The organism is Streptomyces clavuligerus (assembly GCF_005519465.1).
Lineage (GTDB): Bacteria > Actinomycetota > Actinomycetes > Streptomycetales > Streptomycetaceae > Streptomyces > Streptomyces clavuligerus.
In genome coordinates, this window is sequence record NZ_CP027858.1 from 131517 (window position 1) to 151709 (window position 20193).

Genomic DNA, 20193 nt, shown 5'->3' on the forward strand with positions numbered 1-20193 from the left:
GGCGGCCCCCAGGGCCGCCCCGGTTTCCGTATGCCCGCTCCCCCTCCGCCCCCGCCCCCCTCCCATCCACCGGACCATCCCATCAGAACTGAATAGGTAATCAGGATTCTCCCATCAGACAACTAATATCACTATGTAACTCACATTGATTAAGGAACTTCCTCCCGTGTTCCCGGCATGGAGAAAATCCGGTTCAATGACCATGGGATAGAGGCGACCGCGCACAGGGAATCCTGGCGGGTTTTCCTCAGGGATCTGCATCCTCGGCCACGCCCCATGACCTCGTACGACGCGGTGACTTCATGGCGTCCGAAGAGATTTCGGCATGCGCGGTCGCACAGATGCCGCAGGAACGGGGGTTCAGTGAGCAGATTTTCCCCTGGCCTTCGGCCGCTGTTTCCGGGTCCCCCCTTCCGCTGTGTCCGAGCCTCTTGCAGAGGAGCCCAGGATGGACGCGTACGGACGACAACCGTCCGGCGCCGGGGACGAACCCGGCCCGGCGTCACGGCCGTTCCGCAGAGAGGCCGTGCTCCGCACGGCGGCCTATCCCTTCCTGCTGGCCGCCACCGTGGCGACAGCCGTCGCGGCACTCACCCTGGGCTGGGACCCGGCGCTGGTCAGCCCGCTCTTCCTGATGGGGGTCCTGCTCTATCTCACCGGTCTGGAACGTCTGATCCCGTTCGAGCCGTCCTGGCACCCCAGCCGCAAGGAGTGGGGCTGGTACGGCACCTACTTCCTCCTCACCATGGGCGGCAGCGCGTTCGCCCAGGCGCTGGTCACCCTCGGGGTGGGGGCGCTCGCGCCCTCGCAGCCGACGGCGGCGCTCTGGATCGAGGCGCTCGCGGCCCTGCTGACCGGCTCGCTCGCCGGTTATCTGCTGCACCGGATCAGCCACACCAACGCCCTGCTGTGGCGCGTGCACGGAGTGCACCACGTCCCCCGGAAGGTCAATGTGGCCAACAACGGGGTCAACCACGTCCTGGACATCGTCGTGGTCCAGGGGTGCGTCCAACTGGCCCTGGCGCTGTGCGGGTTCTCCCGTGAGGCGGTGTTCGCCGCGGGGCTCTTCGTCACCGCGCAGGGCTACTTCGTCCACGCCAACATCGATGTGCGCATCGGCAGGCTCAACCACCTCCTCGCCAGCCCCGAACAGCACCGGCTGCACCACAGCACGGTCCTGCCGGAGGCCGGTCACTTCGGCTCCGACCTCTCAGTCTGGGACCATCTGTTCGGCAGCTACACCTGGCGGCCCGGGCGCGCGCCCGCCGCCGTGGGGCTCGGCGACCCGGCGTCCTTCCCGGGCACCGGGGAATTCCTCGCGAGTCTGCTCCATCCGCTGCGACCACGGCGCCGGGAGACCGGCCCCGGCTGAGCGGGCCGTGTAATCCCCCGCCCCTCGGCCGCCTCCACCGTCACACCCGTTGTCACGCACCCCTACCGCCACACCTCCGTACGGTCCTGCACCACCGCACCACCGCACGCGTTGTCGCACCGTCACGCCCCGGACCCCACCCCGGTCCGGAGCACCGGCGTTGGCGCCGTCCCCGGGGAGACGCACGACCCGTCTCCTCCGGCGCCAGGGCCCCGTCCCCCACGGACCTCCGTCCCGCACCACCCGTCCCCGTTCTCGTTGTTCTCGTTCCCTCCGTGCCGCCGCACCATGACGTGAGGAGTTGTTCCACCATGACCGACGCGACCCCCGCCCCCGACCAGGGCAGAGTGGCCATCATCGGCATCGGCTGCCGGCTGCCAGGCGGCGCGTCGGACCATCGGAGCTTCTGGCGCAACCTCCTCGACGGAAAGGACTGCATCACCCCCACCCCGGCCGACCGGTACGACATCCGCACCCTCGCCAGCCGGGACAAGGAGAAACGGGGACGGCTGACCGGCGGGCGCGGCGGCTACATCGACGGCTTCGACGAGTTCGACCCCGCCTTCTTCGGCATCAGCCCGCGCGAGGCCGACCACATGGACCCGCAGCAGCGCAAGCTGCTGGAGGTGGCCTGGGAGGCGCTGGAGGACGGCGGGCAGCGCCCCGGCGAGCTGGCGGGCAGCGATGTCGCGGTGTTCATGGGCGCGTTCACCCTGGACTACAAGATCCTCCAGTTCTCGGACCTCAGCTTCGACACCCTGGCCGCCCACACCGCGACCGGCACCATGATGACGATGGTGTCGAACCGGATCTCGTACTGCTTCGACTTCCGCGGCCCCAGCCTCTCCCTCGACACCGCGTGCAGCTCCTCGCTGGTGGCGGTCCATCTCGCCTGCCAGAGCCTGGCCCGGGGCGAGACCTCCCTCGCCCTCGCGGGCGGCGCCCTGCTGCACATGGCGCCGCAGTACACCATCGCCGAGACCAAGGGCGGCTTCCTCTCCCCCGACGGCCGCTCGCGCACCTTCGACGCGTCGGCCAACGGCTATGTGCGGGCCGAGGGGGTCGGCGTCGTCGCCCTGAAGCGGCTGGAGGACGCCGTGCGCGACGGCGACCCGATCCACGCCGTGATCCTCGGCAGCGGGGTCAACCAGGACGGCCGCACCAACGGCATCACCGTCCCCAGCGCCGACGCCCAGGTCGCCCTGGTGGAACGGGTCTGCGCCGAGGCCGGGATCGTCCCGGGCCAGCTCCAGTACATGGAGGCGCACGGCACCTCGACCCCGCTCGGCGACCCCATCGAGGCGGGCGCGCTCGGCCGGGCCCTCGCCATCGGCCGGGACCCCGGCGCCCGCTGCTACGTCGGCTCCGTCAAGACGAACATCGGGCACACCGAGGCGGCGGCCGGGATCGCCGGGCTGATCAAGACCGCGCTCTGCCTCGAACACCGGCTGATCCCGCCCCACATCAACCTGGAGCGGCTGAACCCCGCGATCGACCCGGCCGCGCTGCCGTACGAGATCCCCACCCGGGTCACCGCGTGGCCCGGGCACCGGGGCCCCGCGCGGGCGGCCGTGAACTCCTTCGGCTTCGGCGGCACCAACGCCCATGTGGTGCTGGAGGAGGCGCCCGCCCCGCGCCCGGCCGCCCCCCTCTCCGGCCCGCCGCGCGCCTGGACGCTGCTCCCGCTCTCGGCGCGCACCGACGAGGCGCTGCGCGAGGTCGCCGACGGCATCCGGCGCGAACTCGCCGGGGAGTTCACGGAGCCCGGCGCGGCCCCGGTGACGGCGGCGGACCTCGGGCACACCCTCGCCCACCGCCGCCAGCACCTGGAGTCCCGGCTCACCCTGGTCCACTCCTCGCGGGAGTCGCTGGACGCCGCCCTCGCCGCCTTCCTGCGCGGCGAGCCCCACCCCGGGGCCGTCCTGGGCAGGCGGCTCGACCCCGCCGAACGGCGGCTGGTCTGGGTGTTCACCGGCATGGGGCCGCAGTGGTGGGGCATGGGCCGGGAGCTGTTCGAGCGCGAGGAGGTCTTCCGCTCGGTGATCCTCGACTGCGACCGGGAGATCCACGCCCTCACCGGCTGGTCGCTCGCCGAGGAGATGGCCGCGCCCGAGGCCGCGTCCCGGATGGGTGAGACCTGGCTGGCCCAGCCCGCGAACTTCGCCCTCCAGATCGCGCTGGCCGCCCTCTGGCGCCGGCACGGGGTCCGCCCCGACGCCGTCGTCGGCCACAGCACCGGCGAGATCGCCGCCTTCTACGAGGCCGGTGTCTACAGCCTCGCCGACGCGGTACGGATCGCCGTGCACCGCAGCAGACTCCAGCAGACGCTGGACGGCACCGGCACCATGCTCGCCGCCGCCCTCTCCGAGGAGGAGGCGGAGCGCCGGGTGCGCCCGCACGGGGAGCGGGTGTCCATCGCCGCCGTCAACAGCCCCACCGGGGTCACGCTCGCCGGGGACGAGGAGGCCCTGGCCCGGATCGCCGAGGAGCTGACGGCGGAGCAGGTCTTCACCCGTTTCCTCACCGTCCGGGTGCCCTACCACAGCGCCGCGATGGACACGATCCGGCAGGAGCTGCTGGACTGCCTCGCCGGGATCGACGCCCGGCCCGCGCGGCTGCCCCTGTACACGACGGGCCTCGGGGACCGGGCCAAGGGGCCGGAGCTGGACGCCGGCTACTGGTGGATCAACGTCCGCGACCGGGTCCGCTTCCGCGCCGCGGTCGACCGGCTGGCCGACGACGGCCACCGGCTGTTCCTGGAGATCGGCCCGCACCCGGTGCTCGGGCACGCGATCCGCGAATGCCTCGACGCCCGCCAGGTCACCGGCCGCACGCTGCCCTCGATCCGGCGCCAGGAGAGCGAGACCGACTGCTTCGCCGCCTCCCTGGCCACGCTGCACAACCTGGGTGCCGACATCGACTGGGACGTCCTCCAGCCCACGGGCCGCCCGGTCGCCCTGCCGCGCTACCCCTGGCGGCGCGACCGCCACTGGACCGAGCCCGGGCCGGTCGCGCGGGTCCGCCTCGGCGGCCTGGACCACCCGCTGCTCGGCCGCAGGACCGACCACCCGGAGCCCACCTGGCACTCCGCCCTCGACATCGAGACCCTGCCCTATCTCGCGGACCACCGCATCCAGGACGCCGTCGTCTTCCCGGCGGCGGGCTATCTGGAGATGGCCGCCCAGGCCGTCCGCGCGCTCAGCGGCGGCGCCGACGCCGTCCTCACCGACATCGAGCTGCGCCGGGCCCTCTTCCTGCCCGAGGGCGAGAGCAGGTCCGTGACGTTCTCGCTGTCCGCCAAGGACGCGTCCTTCGCCGTCGTCTCCGGCCCCGACGGCGCCACCGCCGCCGACCCGGAGCGCACCGTGCACGCGGGCGGGGTGGTGCGGACCGCGCAGCGCCGCTCCCCGGGCCCCGCGCTCGACCCCGGCGCCGTCGGCGCCCGGCTGCGCCGGATGGACGGGGCGGAGTGCTATGCCCGGCTGGCGGCCCTGGGCTACCACTACGGCCCGGCCTTCCAGGCCATCGAGGAGGTCTGGATCGGGCCCGGGGAGGCGCTGGCCCGGCTGCGCGCCCCGGCGGCGGCCGGCGGGGACACGGCGGACCACCATGTGCACCCCGTCCTGCTCGACGCCTGCTTCCAGTCGCTGCTCACCCCCCAACTGCTCTCCGGCGAGGACCCCGCTGGCACCGGGGCCCCCGCCGGGAGCGCCGCCGGGACCGGGGTGCGGCTGCCGCTGTCGATCGAGGAGGTGGCGCTGCGCCCCGTGGGCGACCGCCCGCTGTGGGCCCATGCCACGGTGACCCGTTCCGCGGCGGACGAACTGGTCGGCGACATCGCGGTGTACGAGCAGGGCGGCGCGGCGGTCGGCCGGATCGGCGGATTCCGGGCGGCCGACACCGAGAGCGCGCCGTCCTTCGTCGCCCGGGGCACCATCGACTCCTGGCTCACCGAGACGGTCTGGATCGACAGCCCGGGTACCGGGACCCCCCGGGACACGGTGCCCGGCGGGGCCCCCTGGCTGGTGCTCGCCGACGCGGGGGGCGTCGGCGACGCGCTGGCCGCGCTGCTGGCCGCCCGGGGCACGCCGTACCACCTGGTGCGCCCCGGCGAGGAGTACCGCCACGACCCGGCCGGCGGCGGGGGCGGCGTGTTCACCCTCGCCCCCGGCGACGACACCCGGTGGGAACGGCTGCTGACCGAGCTGCGGGACCGGGGCACGGCCTCGTTCGGCGCGCTGGTGCACCTGTGGAACCTCGATCTGCCCGGGGTGCGGGAGACCGGGCCCGCGGAGCTGTACGGGCACGGCGGCACCGGCGCCTACTCGCTGATCGCGCTCGCCCGCGCGCTGCTCCGCTCGGGGACGGAGGGCCGGCTCCATGTCGTCACCCGGGGCGCGCAGGCCGTGCTGCCGGGCGCGGACGTCGATCCGCTGGGCGCGCCCGCCTGGGGGGTGGGCCGGGTGCTGTGGCACCAGGAGCTGACGGGGCACCGGGGGCTGCTGGTCGACCTCGACCCGGACTCCTGGGACCCGGGGGCCGAGGCCGCCGCGCTGCTGGGGGAGATCCTGGCCGCCACCGCCCCGGAGGCGGGGACGGAGGGGGCGGACGAGGCGGACGGGACGGACGGGTCCGCCGACGAGGAGGTGGCGCTGCGCGGCGAGCGCCGTCTCACCAGCCGTATCCGCCGGGCCGAGGGGCTCACCCGGCCGCTGCCGCTGCGGCTGCGCACGGACGGCTGCTACCTGGTCACGGGCGCCTTCGGCGCGCTGGGGCGGCTGCTGTGCCGCACGCTCGTCGCCCGGGGGGCCCGGCGGCTGGTGCTGATGGGCCGGACCCCGCTGCCCGCCCGCGCGGGCTGGGACGCGGTCGACCCGGCCTCCTCCCCGGGGCGCGCGATCGCCTTTCTGCGGGAGCTGGAGGAGGCGGGGGCACGGCCGGAGGCGGTGTCGGCCGACCTCACCGACGCGGCGGCGCTGACCGCCTGGTACGAGGGGTACCGGGAGGCGGGCGGGCCGCCGCTGCGGGGCGTGTTCCATCTGGCGGGGCAGGTGCGCGACGCCCTGGTGGCGGAGATGGACCGGGAGACCTTCGACGCCGTCTACGGCCCCAAGGCCGTGGGGGCCCTGCTGCTGCACCGGCTGCTGCGGGACGAGCCGCTGGAGCACTTCGTGCTCTTCTCCTCGATCGCCTCGCTGCTGACGACGGCGGGCCAGACCAACTACGCGGCGGGGAACGCGTTCCTGGACGCGCTGGCGCACCACCGCCGGGCGGCCGGGCTCGCGGCGCTCAGCCTGGACTGGGGCCCGTGGGCCACCGGCATGATCGAGGAGCTGGGCCTCGTCGACCACTATCTCGTCGACCGGGGCATGAGTTCGCTGTCGCCCGAGGCGGGGATGGCGGTGCTGGAGCGGGTCATCGGCCAGGACCGGGCCCAGTTGCTGATCGCGACGGTGGTCGACTGGCCGGTCTTCCTCTCCTGGTACGCCTCGCCGCCGCCGCTGGTGGGCGAGTTGGCCGCGGCGGCCCCGCGCCGCCGGTCCGGCGCGGAGGCGGGCTTCGTGGAGGCGTTCGGCGCGCTCGGCGATCCGCAGAAGCGGCGGGCCCTGGTGGCGGAGCGGTTCACGGGGCTCGCGGCCTCGGTGCTGCGGACCGCCCCGGAGCGGATCGACCCGGCCGAGGGCCTGGGGGCGCTGGGGCTCGACTCCCTGCTCGCGATGGAGCTGCGGGGCCGGGTGCAGGCCGAGTTCGCGATCGCGCTGCCGGTGGTGTCCCTGCTGAGCGGTACGTCGGTGGGTGAGCTGACGGACCGGCTGTACACCGCGCTGACGGAGCTGCTGGACTCCGGCGCCGGGGAGGGCGGCGGCGCGGGCGCGGCGGAGCCGGAGCTGTTCGAGGACGCGCGCGAGTACCCCCTGACACAGAACCAGAAGGCCCTCTGGTTCCTCAAGCAGCTCAACCCGGACGGCTTCGCGTACAACATCGGCGGCGCGGTGGAGGTCCGGGTCGCCCTCGACCCGGAGCTGATGTTCGAGGCGGTCCGGCGGACGGTGGACCGGCACCCGGCGCTGCGCACCAACTTCCTGCTGGTGGACGGCCGGCCCGTGCAGCGGGTCTCCTCCGGCGCGGCGGTGGACCTCGGGATGTTCGACGTGCGGGACCAGAGCTGGGACGAGATCCACGCGACCATCGTGACCGAGTACCGCAAGCCCTACGACCTGGCCCGGGACCCGCTCTTCCGGTTCCGTCTCTTCCAACGGGCCCCCGACCGCTGGGTGATCATGAAGGCGGTGCACCACATCGTCTCCGACGCGATCTCCACGTTCACCTTCATCGAGGAACTGCTCGCGGTGTACGAGGGGCTGCGCCGGGGCGAGGAGCCCGCGCTCGCGCCCGTACCGGCCCGGTATCTCGACTTCCTCAACGACCAGAACCGCTTCCTGGCGGGCCCCGGTGCCCGCCGGATGCTCGACTACTGGCGGGCGCAGCTCCCGGACCCGGTGCCGCTGCTGGACCTGCCGGTCGACAAGCCGCGCCCGGCGGTGCAGACCCACAACGGGGCCTCGGAGTTCTTTGTCCTGGACGAGGAGGTGAGCGCCCGGGTGCACCGGCTCGCCCGGACCCACGGGGTGACGCCGTTCGTGGTGCTGCTGAGCGCGTACTACCTCCTGCTGCACCGCTACTCGGGACAGGACCACATCGTCGTCGGCTCCCCGGTGACGGGCCGCACCCGGCAGGAGTTCGCCTCCGTCTACGGGTACTTCGTCAATCCGCTGCCGCTGCACGCGGATCTGTCCGGGGAGCCCTCGGTGGCCGACCTCCTGGACCAGGTGCGCCGGACGGTGCTCGGCGGCCTGGACAACCAGGAGTACCCCTTCGTACTGCTGGTGGAGGAGCTGGGACTCCAGCACGACCCGAGCCGCTCGGCCGTCTTCCAGGCGATGTTCATCCTGCTCACCCACAAGGTGGCCGCGCAGAAGTACGGCTACCGACTGGAGTACATCGAACTGCCCGAGGAGGAGGGGCAGTTCGACCTCACCCTCTCGGCCTACGAGGAGGAGTCGGAGCACCGCTTCCACTGCGTCTTCAAGTACAACACCGACCTGTTCGAGGCGGGGACCGTGCGCCGGATGGCCGGGCACTACACCCGGCTGCTGGACGAGCTGACCCGGGCCCCGGAGCGGCGCGCCGTCACCCGTCTCGACATGCTCGGCGCCACGGAGCGGGAGCGGCTGACCGCCGAGTGGAGCGGCGCCCGGCGGCGGGCCCTGCCGCGTTCGGGGGCGGAGCCCTGGGCGGACGGCGCCCCCGACGGTCTCGATGTCCCGGTGCACCGGCTCGTGGCCCGGGCGGCGGCCCTGCGCCCGGAGGCGACCGCCGTCCGGGTGCCGCCGTCGCCCGGGGGCGGGGGTGGGCTGCGGATGAGCTACGCCGAACTCGACCACCGCTCGGGGGTGCTGGCCCGCGGGCTGCGCGACCGCGGCGTCGGGCCCGGCAGCGTGGTCGGGCTCTGCCTGGAGAAGTCCCCGGAGCTGATCGTGGCGCTGCTCGCGGTGCTGCGGGCGGGCGGGGCCTATCTGCCGATCCCGCCCGACCACCCGGCGGACCGGATCGTCACCATGGTCACCGGCTCGCGCGCGGTGCTCGTGGTCGTGGCGGACGTCGCGGGCCGGGCGGGGCTGCCGGAGCTGCCGGTGGACACCCTCGTCCTGGCCGCTGGGGACGGCGCGGGGGACACGGCGCCGCTGCCGCCGGTCCCGGTGGCGCCGGACTCCCCCGCGTATGTGATCCACACCTCCGGCTCCACCGGGCGGCCCAAGGCCGTCCAGGTGAGCCACCGCAATCTGGCCTCGGCCCACGCGGCCTGGCGGGAGCGGTACGGCCTCGCCGACGAGCCCGGCTGCCATCTCCAGATGGCCGCCCCGTCCTTCGACGTCTTCACCGGCGACTGGGTCCGGGCGCTCTGCTCCGGCGGGACGCTGGTGCTCGCCGGGCGGGATCTGCTCTTCGACGCCGCCCTGCTGTACCGGACCCTGCGCGAGGAGGGCGTGGACTGCGGGGAGTTCGTCCCCGCCGTGGTGCGCGGGCTGATGGACCACTGCGCGGAGCACGGGCTGCGGCTGGACTTCATGCGGCTCCTGGTGGTCGGCTCGGACGCGTGGAAGGTCGCGGAGTACGAGCGGCTGCGGGCCCTGGGCGGCCCCCGCACCCGGGTGATCAACTCGTACGGGGTCACCGAGGCCACCATCGACAGCGCCTGCTTCGAGGGCCCGGCCGACGGGCTGGAGCCGGGCCGGATGGTGCCCATCGGACGGCCGCTGTCCAACAGCACGCTGCACATCCTCGACCGGCACGGGGAGCCGGTGCCGCCCGGTGTCCCCGGGGAGCTGTGGATCGGTGGGGAGGGGGTGGCCACCGGGTACGCCGGTGACCCGGACCGCACGGCCGAGCGCTTCGTCACCCGCACCCTGGGCCGGGACCCCGGCGCCGGGCCCGAACGGCTCTACCGCACCGGGGACCTGGCCCGCTGGGACGACCGGGGCCGTATCCATCTGCTGGGCCGGGTGGACACCCAGGTGAAGCTGAACGGCCACCGGATCGAGACCGACGAGATCGCCGCCCTCCTGACCGAGCTGGAGCAGGTGGCCCGTGCCGTGGTCGTCGTGCGCCCGGACGCCCGGGGCGAGGCGGCGCTGTGCGCCTACTGCGTCCCGGCCGACGGGGCGGGGGAGGCCGCGCCGGGCACCGCGGAGGCGGCGGCGGGCGGGCTCGGCCGCAAGGAGCTGCGCCGCCATCTCGCCCGGTTCCTGCCCGCCTATATGATCCCGTCGCACTTCGTCACCCTGCCGGAGCTGCCGCTGACCGCGCACAGCAAGGTCGACACGGCGGCCCTGCCCGCCCCCGGCACCGGCGCGGACGAGGCCGACGCGTACGAGCCGCCGGTGACCGCGTACGAGGTGAGCATGGCCCGGCACTGGGGGGCGCTGCTCGGCCGGGAGCGGATCGGGCGGGACGAGGACTTCTTCGAGATCGGCGGCAGCTCCATCAAGCTCATCGAGCTGATCCACCACCTCCAGGCGGAGTTCCGGGTCTCCCTGCCGGTCAGCAGGCTGTACCAGGTCACGACCCTGCACGGGATGGCCGCCTCGGTGGAGCGGGCCGTCCTGGACGGCGGCGGCCACGCGGACGGCGTCCACCTCGGCTTCAACGACGGCGGCGACGGCGGCACGGAGCGGATCTTCTGCTTCCCGCCCGCGGGGGGTCAGGCCCTCGTCTACCGGGGGCTCGCCGGAGAGCTGGCGGAGTACCGGATGACCTCGTTCGGCTATCTGCCGGGCGAGGACAAGGTGGCCCGGTACGCCGATCTGGTGGGCGAGCTCCAGCCGGAGGGCCGCTGCCTGCTCCTCGGCTACTCCCTCGGCGGGAATCTGGCCTTCGAGACGGCCAAGGAGCTGGAGCGGCGCGGACGCCGGGTGGACCGGGTGGTCATTCTCGACTCGCACCGCATCGAGGACGCCTTCACCCCCGGGGCCGAACATCTGGTGGCGTTCGAGAAGGAGTTGGCGGAGCATCTGCGCAAGCACACCGGTTCGGAGATCGTGGCCCGGGAGACGATGGAGCACGCGGCGGAGTATCTGGCGTTCTGCGGACGCACCCCCAACCGGGGGGCCGTCGCCGCGGCGGTCGCGGTGATCACGGACGAGCACAGCGCGGAGCTGTACGCGGACGGGGTGCCCGGGTCCTGGCACACCAGCTCCACCCGTGCGCACACGGTGCTGCGCGGCTCGGGTGCCCACGCCGACATGCTCGACCCCGGTCATCTCGCGCGCAACGCGGCGCTGGTCCGCCGGATGCTGGCACCCGACGGCCCCGCTGGCCCCGGCGGCTTCCCGGGCGCGCGGACGGCGGACGCCGACGGACACGCCGAGCACGCCGACGGGGTGCGCCGTGCACGCTGACGAGGAGCACGAGTGGTCCGTCCGCCCCGGGGCCGCCCCCGGCGGGCGGCCCGCGGACCGCCGCCCCCGGGTGATCGTGGTCGGCGGGGGTGTCGCCGGGCTCGCCACCGGCTGCTACGCCCAGATGAACGGGATGCGCAGCCGGATCTTCGAGAAGCATGTGCTGCCCGGTGGCTGCTGCACCGCCTGGGGCCGGGACGGCTATGTCTTCGACTACTGCATCGAGTGGCTGATCGGCACCGCGCCCGGCAACGAGGCGCACCGGATCTGGCGGGAGCTGGGGGCGCTCGACGGCAAGAGCATCACCCACTTCGACATGTTCAACCGGGTCACCGACGAGAGCGGCCGGTCGGTGATGTTCTACAACGACCCGGGGCGGCTGGAGGCGCATCTGCTGGGGATCTCCCCGGCGGACGCCCCCCTGATCCGCTCGTTCTGCCGGGATCTGCGGCGGTTCACGGACATCGAGCTGTATCCGTTCCTCACGGCGCCCGCGCTGCGGAGCGCCGGGGAGCGGCTGCGGATGCTGCGGACCGTGCTGCCCGCCTTCCGGCTCTTCTGGCGCACGGCGGCGACGCCCATGCACGCGTTCGCCGACCGGTTCGAGGACCCGCTGCTGCGGCGAGCGTTCCGGAATGTGTTCTTCCAGGACCCGGAGGGCTTCCCGCTGCTGCCGTACCTCTTCAACATGGCCGCCGCGCACCGCCGCAACGCGGGCTTCCCGCAGGGGGGTTCGCTGGGGCTCGCGCGCTCGATCGAGGAGCGGTACACGGCGCTGGGCGGCACGGTCTCCTACCGCTCCCGGGTGGCCCGGGTCCTGGTCGAGCGGGACCGCGCCGTCGGGATCGAGCTGGGCAACGGCCGCCGGTACTACGCGGACCACGTGGTCGCCGCCTGCGACGGCCACACCACCGTGCGCACCCTGCTCGGCGGGCGGTACACCGGGCCGCGGGTGGACCGGCTCTACGGCGAGCTGCTGACGGAGCGGGGCGCCCTCTTCCCCGCGGTGGTCTCGGTGTTCGCCGGAGTCCGCGGGGACCTCGGTCCCGACCGCGCGCACAGCACCACCTATCTGCTCTCCCCGGAGGACGCCGCCCACCTCCCGGGGGCGCTCCAGCGGAGTCTGGTGGTGCAGTTGCGCTCGCACTATTCGGACGGCTTCGCTCCACCGGGGAGATCGGTGATCCACTGCACCTACTTCAGCGACTTCGGCTTCTGGAAGGAGCTGCGCACCCGGGACCGCAAGGCGTACTGGGCGCTCAAACGGCGGCTGGCGGCGTTCGTCCGGGATTTCCTGGAACGCCACCGCCCCGGGATCGCCGGCCGGATCGAGCTGCTGGACGTGGCCTCGCCCGCGACGACGAAGCGGTACACGGGCAACCACGACGGCAGCATCCTGGCGTGGAAGGCGTTCTCGGAGGCCGACGACGTGGCGGCGGCACTGGTCGGCAAGGACCGGATGCGGCTGCCGGGGCTGGCCGGCTTCTCCCTGGCCGGGCAGTGGGTGGGCCTCGGCGGGCTGATCCGGGCCGCGTCGACGGGCCGGTTCGCCGTCCAGTACCTGTGCGACGAGTGGGGGCTGCCGTTCACCGCCCGGGAGAGCCTGGCGCGCGAGCCCTGGCGCCCGGCGCGGCTGGGCCCGCTGCCCCGGCTCGACCGGCGGGACACCCGGCTCGGACAGGAGGTCCCGGAGGCATGAGGACACCGCGCCAGGGCCTCCCGGGCCGCCGGGAGACAATGATCATCATCGGGGCCGGGCTCGGGGGCCTGTCGACCGGGTGCTACGCGCAGATGAACGGGTACCGCAGCCGCATCCTGGAGATGCACGAGGTCCCCGGGGGCTGCTGCACATCGTGGTCGCGCGGGGACTTCGTCCTGGACTGCTGTGTGAGCTGGCTGCTCGGGAGCGGTCCGGGCAACGAGATGCACCAGATCTGGCTGGAGCTGGGCGCCCTCCAGGGCAAACAGATCCGCCACTTCGACGTCTTCAACATCGTGCGCGGACGGGACGGGCAGGCCGTGCACTTCTACTCGGACCCGGACCGGCTCCAGGCCCATCTGACGTCGATCTCCCCCGCCGACGCCCGGCTGATCCGGCGTTTCTGCGATCAGCTCCGGTCCTTCCGCAAGGCGCTCGCCGTCTATCCCTTCCTCAAGCCGGTGGGGCTGATGGGACGGCGGGAGCGCTGGCGCATGCTGGCCTCCTTCCTGCCGTACGCACGGGCGGTCAGCACCTCGATCGGCGAGCTGATGGCGGACTTCTCGGCCCGCTTCACCCATCCGCTGCTGCGGGAGGCGTTCAACTTCATCCTGTACGAGCGGCACCCCAACTTCCCGGTGCTGCCGTTCCACTTCCAGCTCGCCTCGCACGCCAATCTCTCGGCGGGGGTCCCCGAGGGCGGATCGCTGGGGCTCGCCCGGTCGATCGAGGAGCGCTACCGAGCGCTCGGCGGCGAGGTCACCTACAACGCGAAGGTGGAGGAGGTGACCGTCGAGGACGACCGCGCGACCGGGGTGCGGCTGAGCGACGGGAGCGAGCTGCGGGCGGACATCGTCGTCTCCGCCTGCGACGGCCACACCACGATGACGAAACTCCTCAAGGGGCGCCCCCTGGGCGAGGAGTACGAACGGCTCTACACCCGGACCATCGAGCAGCCGGGCATGGTCTTCCCCGGGTACTTCACCCTCTTCCTGGGGCTGCGCCGGGAGTTTCCCGACGCCGATCCGTGCACCACCCACCTCCTGGACGAGGAGACGGCGGCCCGGCTCACCGGCATCCGGCACCCGAGCGTCAATGTGCAGTTCCGCAGCCGCCACTACCCGGAGCTGTCGCCGCGGGGCACGGCGGTCGTCTACGCCACCTACTTCTGCGACATCGCCCCCTGGCGGGCCCTGGACGAGGGGCCCGAGCAGATCAGCCGGGTGCGGGCCGGCGAGGAGCTGCACACCCTGCCGGTGCGGCACGGGCGGGGCTACTACCTGGCGAAGCGGCGGGCGCGGGACGCGCTGGTGGCGTTCCTGGAGGAGCGCCACCCGGGGATCGAGGAGTCGATCGCCGTGCGCGATGTGTCCACCCCGCTGACGCAGGTGCGCTACACCGGCAACTACGACGGGACGGTCCTGGGCTGGCAGCCGTTCGTGGAGAGCGGGGAGACACTGGAGGAACTGGTGAAGAAGCACGGCCCCGGGGTCCCGGGGCTCGCCGACTTCTACCAGTCCGGGGTCTGGGCCACCACGGGCGGGCTGATCCGGGCCGCCGCGGCCGGACGGCATGTCATGCAGTTCGTCTGCCGGGACGACGGCAAGCCCTTCACGGCGTCCATCGATGAGAGCGCGCCCCCGCCGACCCATCTCGTCATCCCGGTCGGGGTGGGCGCGGACACCCCCGTACCGGCTCCCCGCCCCCCGGCGGGAGCCCCACTGGACGAGACGTGGGAGTGAGCACATGGTGGTGAAGGCAGAGACCTGGGTGGTCAGGGAGCACATGCGGGGAGTCCCGGACGTGGACCGGGTCTACGGGAAGGTCACCGAGGAGCTGGAGGTCGATCTCGCGCCCGACGAGATGCTGTTGCGGACGCTGTTCGTCTCGGTCGACCTCTATCTCCAGGGCATCGCCCTGGACACCCCCCTCGGCGATCCGATGGGAGCCGACTCGATCATGGAGGTGGTGGAGGCGGGCCCGCGGGCCCCGCACCGGGTCGGCGATCTGGTGCAGGGCTTCGGCGGCTGGCGCACCCATGTGATCAGCAACGGTGCCCCCAGCAGCTGGCAGACGGGCACCTTCCCCATGGTCTTCCCCGCGTTCCGGCGGCTCGACCCCGGCTGGTACGACGGGGCGCTGCCGCTGGAGACGGCCCTCGGGGTGATGGGCGGCCCGGGGATGACCGCCTGGGGGACGCTGAACCGCTTCATGACCGTGGAACGGGGCCACACGGTGGTGATCAGCGGGGCGTCCGGAATGATCGGTTCCCTGGTGGGGCAGCTCGCCAAGCGGGCCGGGGCCCGGGTGGTGGGCACCACGTCCAGCCCCCGGAAGGCGGAGCGGCTGCGGGAGCTGGGCTTCGACGCGGTTCTCCCGTACCGGCACGGCGACAGCGCCGAAGCGGTCGGCGAGCGGCTGCGCGCGGCGGCCCCGGACGGGGTCGACCGCTATGTCGACCATCTCGGCGGCGCCGTCACGGACGCCGTCTTCCCGCTGCTCACCGTGGACAGCCAGGTGGCGGTCTGCTGGCAGTGGGCGACCCAGGTCGGCGGAGAGACGCACGGGCCGCGGCTGCTGCCGTGGATCATGTTCCCCCGGACCACGATCCGGGGGATCTTCTCGCTCGAATGGTTCACCCCGCCGAACTGGCGGGCGCTCCACGAGGAGCTGGGCGGCGCCGTCCGCCGGGGCGAGATCGTCTGCGAACACACCGTCCACCAGGGTTTCGACAGCATTCCGACGGCGTACCAGAGCCTGTACCACGGGCGCGGGGACCGGTTGGGCAAGGTGCTGGTGGCGCTCTGACCGCGCCGCCGCCCCGGCGGGTGTGCCGTACGGCGCCCGCCGGGGCGCTCCCCCGACGGGCGGAGCCGGATTGCGGAGCCCCGCCCCGGGCCGCAGTCTTGGGGGAACGGAACGATCGGTCACTGCCCGTATCGGCCTCGGGCGTGCCCTCGTCAGGAGCTTCCCGTGGCCAGGTACTTCGCACGCACCACCGGCTCACTGGTGGCGGACGCCCTGGAGGGCTTCGCCCGGGCCCACGGTGACCTGGTCGCCTACCACCCGGAGCACGGCTATCTGCGGGCCCGGCACAGCTCCCCGCTGCGCCGGGTCGGCGTGGTCTCCGGCGGCGGCTCGGGGCACGAGCCGCTGCACACGGGGTTCGTGGGGGCGGGGATGCTGGACGCCGCCTGCCCCGGGCAGATCTTCGCCTCGCCCCACAACCGGCAGATCTTCGAGGCGTCCCGGGCGGTGGCCCGCCGGGAGGGCGTGCTGCACATCGTCAAGAACTACACCGGCGACCGGATCAACTTCGGCATCGCCGCCGAGCGGCTGGCCCATGAGCGGGTGCCGTGCGCCCGGCTGCTGGTCGACGACGACCTCGCGTCGGACGACCCCGCGGTGGCGGTGGGCCGCCGGGGCACCGGCGGTACGGTGCTGCTGGAGAAGCTGCTGGGCGCCGCCGCCGACCGGGGGCTCGGTCTGGAGGAGCTGACCGCGCTCGGCACCCGGCTCGCGGGACGGTGCCGCAGCCTCGCCGTGGCGTCCGCCCCGCCGACCTCCCCCACCACCGGCCGCCCGGCGTTCGAACTGCCGCCCGGGGTGCTGGAGTACGGCGTGGGCATCCACGGGGAACGGGCCGGGCGCACCCTGGCCGACGAGCCCCTGGACGCCCTGGTCGACCGGATGACCACGAGTCTGCTGGCCGCGCTGCCGCCCCCGCCCGACGGAGGGCTGATCGCGCTGGTGAGCGGCTTGGGCTCGGTCACCCGGCTGGAGCTGTACGCGGTCCTGCGGGAGCTGGGCCGGGCACTGGACGGCCGGGGGCTCGCCCTGCGGCGCAGCCTGGTGGGCGAGTTCGTCACGGCGCTCGACACCGGTGGTTTCTGTCTGACGCTGCTCACCACCGACGAGGAGGCGACCGGGTTGTACGACGCGCCGGTGAGCACACCGGCCTGGCGGTGGTGAGACACCCACCGAGCGGGACAGGGCGGTACCGGCAGTGCGGGGGCGAACCAGGGACGGTGTCATGGCCGAGGACGGGGTGTTCACCGAGGCGTGGGTGCGGGAGTTCGCCCGTTCGGTGGCGGCGTGCGAGTCCGAGCTGACCGCGCTGGACCAGCTCGCGGGGGACGGGGACTTCGGGGTCAACCTCCGCTCCGGGCTGGTCGCGGCCGTGGGGGTGCTGGACCGGGGCACGGCGGACGGGCGGGCGGCGGTGCCGCGCCGGCCCCGGGCGGCCCATGAGCCGCTGCGGGTGCTGGCCACCGCCTTCCTGGACGAGGTCGGGGGGACCAGCGGGCCGCTGTTCGGCCTGCTCTTCCAGGAGCTCGCGGCGGCGGCCCGGGCGGACGGCCCCCGGCTGACCACGCATGCCCTGGCGGTGGGCACCGGCCGGGGTCTCGCGGCGATCCGCCGGGTGGGCGGGGCGGCGCCCGGGGACAAGACCCTGCTGGACGCGCTGCACCCGGCCGTACTCGCCCTGGCCGCGTGCCCGGCGCCGACACCGCCGGTACGGGCCCTGGACCGGGCCTCGGTGACGGCGTGGGACGGGGTGCGGCGCACGGCGGGCCGCTCCGCCCGGCGGGGCCGCGCCAGCTATCTGGGGGAACGCGCGGCGGGTGTGCCCGACCCGGGCGCGGTCGGCGTCGCGCTCTTCCTCACCACCGCCGTCCGCCCCGTCACCGTGCTCGCCCCCTTCCTGAAGGCCGCGGGAGCCCCCGTGTCCGGTCGGCCGTAGACAGGGGGCGTGCGGCCCGGGGAGCCGCCGGCCCGGCCCGGCGGGGCCGTCCTTCCAATGATCGCGGTGTGGCGGGAATCAACCGTGCCCCCTCCGGCGGGCTGGGATGCTGTGCGCCCCCGAACCGGCGACCGGAACCGACGGAGGCGACGGATGAGCTACAGCGACCAGTGCGCGGAGTACGAACTGAGGGCGGGGCGGCGCAGCAACGCCCGGATCGTGCAGGAGGCCCTCGGCTTCCTCTATCCGGCGGCGCTGCGGGCCGCGGCGGCCGTGGGCGTCGCGGACCATCTGACCGAGGGGCCGCGCACCGCCGCCGAGTTGGCGGGGGCGACCGGGGTCCATGAGCGGAACCTCTACAGGGTGCTGCGGCTGCTGGCCACCAGGGGGCTGTTCACGGAGGACCACCAGGGCCGTTTCGGGCTGACCGCGGACGGGAACGCGCTGCGGACGGACTCCCCCGTCTCGGCGCGGGCGGCGGTGCTCATGCTGACCGACCCCACGATGTGGCGCCCGGCCGGGGAGATGACCCGCTGTCTCACCGAGGGCACCTCCGCGTTCGACGCCCTCTTCGGGCAGGGCTTCTTCGAGCACTTCGCGCAGAACGAGGAGATCGCGGCCGTCTTCCACGCGGGCATGGCGTCCCTGTCGGACGCGGAGAACGTGCCCATCGCCGGGCGCTGTTCGTTCAGGGACGGCGCCACCGTGGTGGACGTGGGCGGCGGTTACGGCGGTCTGCTGAGCAAGGTGCTGGCCAAGGGGCCGACCCTGCGCGGCATCCTCTACGACCAGGCCCATGTGCTCGCGGAGCACACGCTCGCCACCCCGGTGCCCGGCGGCGCCGACCCCACGGGGCGCTGGGAGACGGCCGAGGGGGACTTCTTCGCCTCGGTGCCGACCGGGGACGTCCTGATACTGAAGCGGATTCTGCACGACTGGGACGACGAGCAGTGCGTGGCCATTCTGCGCAACTGCCGTGAGGCGCTGGCACCCGGCGGCCGGGTGATGATCATCGACGCGCTCGTCCCGGAGGGGGACGCCCCGCACCAGAGCAAGGACCTCGATCTGATGATGATGGCCTCGCTGACCGGGCGGGAGCGCACGGAGGGCGACTTCCTCCGTCTCTTCGGCGCCTCCGGGCTGCTGCTGGACGACATCACCACCACGCCCACCGTGCTGTCGGTGGTGGAGGCCGTCTCCGCGGACGACTGAGCGGCGACGGCCCCGGCCCCGTCCCCGGCCCGTTGCCTAGGCTCCCGTCCCGGCCCGGAGTTCGCCGGTGCCGAACGGTATCCAGGTGAGGCGGTGGGTGTACGCGGTGCGGTCGTCACGGGTGATCCGGACGGCCGCGCCCCGGGGCACGACCGCCGTCAGCCTGCGGCTCCGGTCCTCCCCGGTCAGGGGGGACGCGGCCCGGGACTGGACACTGCTGTGGTGCTCGACGCCCTGCGCGGTGACGGTGACCGCGAGGGTCGGCGCGGGTGCGGCGGGGTCGGTGATGTCCTCGTCGGCGAGGACGTGTCCGATCAGGAGGCCGTCGGTCTCGGCCGTGCACTCGCGGACGAAGACCTCCTCGTCGAGCGCGAACTCCACGGCCACCGGGGTCAGGGTGACCCGGCCCCCGACCGTGAGATGGCGGAGCATCAGATCCGGCCGGGCCACGGTGACCAGGGTGCTCATGGCGTACTCGGCGGTGCCGTCCCCTTCCGTCACCTCGACCAGCAGCGTGAACGCGGTGTCCTGGTGGAGCGGCGGGGACTCCCAGCGCTTGACCTGGGTGACGTCGACGGGCTCACCGGCGTGGAGCATGGTGTAGACGGCACCGGGCCGGTTCTCGCCGCGCCAGGTGAGGACGGCGCCGGTGCCGCTCTTCACCAGGATGTACTGCGGCCGGAAGTCCCCGGCGGTGAACCCGGCGGGGACCTTCGCGAGCGGCCACTCCGCGGGGCGGGGCGGTCCCCCCTCTGTCACGGTCTCGGTGATGGTCAGCCTGCTGGTGCCGACCGCCGAGTTGACCTGGATCTGGGCGAAGGACACCGTCAGCTCGTCCCCGGGCCGCAGCTTGTACGCACTGCGGCGGGGCGTGAGGAGGAAGACACCGCTGCGGTCCGGGTCCGCCTCCAGAATCCAGCGGGAGGCCCCGCCCTCCCCCTCCTCCAGATAGGGCTCGACGCTGCGGGGGTTGGCGGTGAGGTCGCCGGGTCCCTCTCCCACCGGGAAGGCGAACGCGACCTCCGCCAGGGCCACGTCCTGGCCGGTGTGGTTGGTGAGGACCGTGCGCACCGCCGCCCGTGCCGGGGTGGACCCCTGGGACACCTGGATGGGCGCCGGTTCGGGCCGCACCCCGTAGCTGACGATCTGGGGGCCGTCCTCGTCCTTGTCGCGACCGGTCATGGGCCGCTCTCCTCCCTCTCCGCTT

At 73.7% G+C, this 20193-nt stretch carries 9 protein-coding genes; 8 read left to right on the forward strand and 1 reads right to left on the reverse strand.

The features are described 5' to 3' along the window. Window positions 1–448 precede the first annotated feature (448 nt). The 8 genes from CRV15_RS00535 (at window position 449) to CRV15_RS00570 (ending at window position 18986) form a co-directional block, all read left to right on the forward strand. Entirely contained in the window at window positions 449–1372 is a 924-nt protein-coding gene (locus CRV15_RS00535) for a sterol desaturase family protein (RefSeq protein ID WP_003962782.1), read from the forward strand. A gap of 311 nt (window positions 1373–1683) precedes the next feature. Further along, window positions 1684–11331, forward strand: coding sequence for a non-ribosomal peptide synthetase/type I polyketide synthase (locus CRV15_RS00540; protein WP_009998175.1), 9648 nt, complete (start codon window positions 1684–1686; stop codon window positions 11329–11331). Further along, window positions 11321–13030 (forward strand): phytoene desaturase family protein, encoded by a 1710-nt coding sequence (locus tag CRV15_RS00545; protein WP_003959056.1) that lies wholly within the window; start codon window positions 11321–11323, stop codon window positions 13028–13030. The genes CRV15_RS00540 and CRV15_RS00545 overlap by 11 nt, the downstream gene beginning before the upstream one ends. Then, entirely contained in the window at window positions 13027–14772 is a 1746-nt protein-coding gene (locus tag CRV15_RS00550; RefSeq protein WP_003962780.1) for a phytoene desaturase family protein, read from the forward strand. The genes CRV15_RS00545 and CRV15_RS00550 overlap by 4 nt, the downstream gene beginning before the upstream one ends. A gap of 10 nt (window positions 14773–14782) precedes the next feature. Next, on the forward strand, window positions 14783–15838 hold the full coding sequence (locus CRV15_RS00555; protein ID WP_029183151.1) for an MDR family NADP-dependent oxidoreductase: 1056 nt from the start codon (window positions 14783–14785) through the stop codon (window positions 15836–15838). Between the two features lie 165 nt (window positions 15839–16003). Further along, window positions 16004–17002, forward strand: a complete 999-nt coding sequence (locus CRV15_RS00560) for a dihydroxyacetone kinase subunit DhaK (RefSeq protein ID WP_003962779.1) — start codon at window positions 16004–16006, stop codon at window positions 17000–17002. Between the two features lie 61 nt (window positions 17003–17063). Continuing rightward, on the forward strand, window positions 17064–17774 hold the full coding sequence (locus CRV15_RS00565; protein ID WP_003962778.1) for a DAK2 domain-containing protein: 711 nt from the start codon (window positions 17064–17066) through the stop codon (window positions 17772–17774). Window positions 17775–17927: 153 nt separating this feature from the next. Further along, window positions 17928–18986: a methyltransferase gene (locus tag CRV15_RS00570; protein ID WP_009998173.1), complete on the forward strand. Its 1059-nt coding sequence runs from the start codon at window positions 17928–17930 to the stop codon at window positions 18984–18986. Between the two features lie 36 nt (window positions 18987–19022). On the opposite strand, the gene CRV15_RS00575 is transcribed toward CRV15_RS00570, so the two are convergent. After that, window positions 19023–20168 (reverse strand): hypothetical protein, encoded by a 1146-nt coding sequence (locus CRV15_RS00575; RefSeq protein ID WP_003962776.1) that lies wholly within the window; start codon window positions 20166–20168, stop codon window positions 19023–19025. Window positions 20169–20193: the final 25 nt, after the last annotated feature.

What these genes read in the sequence shown, in the direction of transcription:
- CRV15_RS00535 (WP_003962782.1), top strand. Translation starts at nt 449, where the DNA reads ATGGACGCGTACGGACGACAACCGTCCGGCGCCGGGGACGAACCCGGC.
- CRV15_RS00540 (WP_009998175.1), top strand. Translation starts at nt 1,684, where the DNA reads ATGACCGACGCGACCCCCGCCCCCGACCAGGGCAGAGTGGCCATCATC.
- CRV15_RS00550 (WP_003962780.1), top strand. Translation starts at nt 13,027, where the DNA reads ATGAGGACACCGCGCCAGGGCCTCCCGGGCCGCCGGGAGACAATGATC.
- CRV15_RS00565 (WP_003962778.1), top strand. Translation starts at nt 17,064, where the DNA reads ATGGCCGAGGACGGGGTGTTCACCGAGGCGTGGGTGCGGGAGTTCGCC.
- CRV15_RS00570 (WP_009998173.1), top strand. Translation starts at nt 17,928, where the DNA reads ATGAGCTACAGCGACCAGTGCGCGGAGTACGAACTGAGGGCGGGGCGG.
- CRV15_RS00575 (WP_003962776.1), bottom strand. Translation starts at nt 20,168, where the DNA reads ATGACCGGTCGCGACAAGGACGAGGACGGCCCCCAGATCGTCAGCTAC.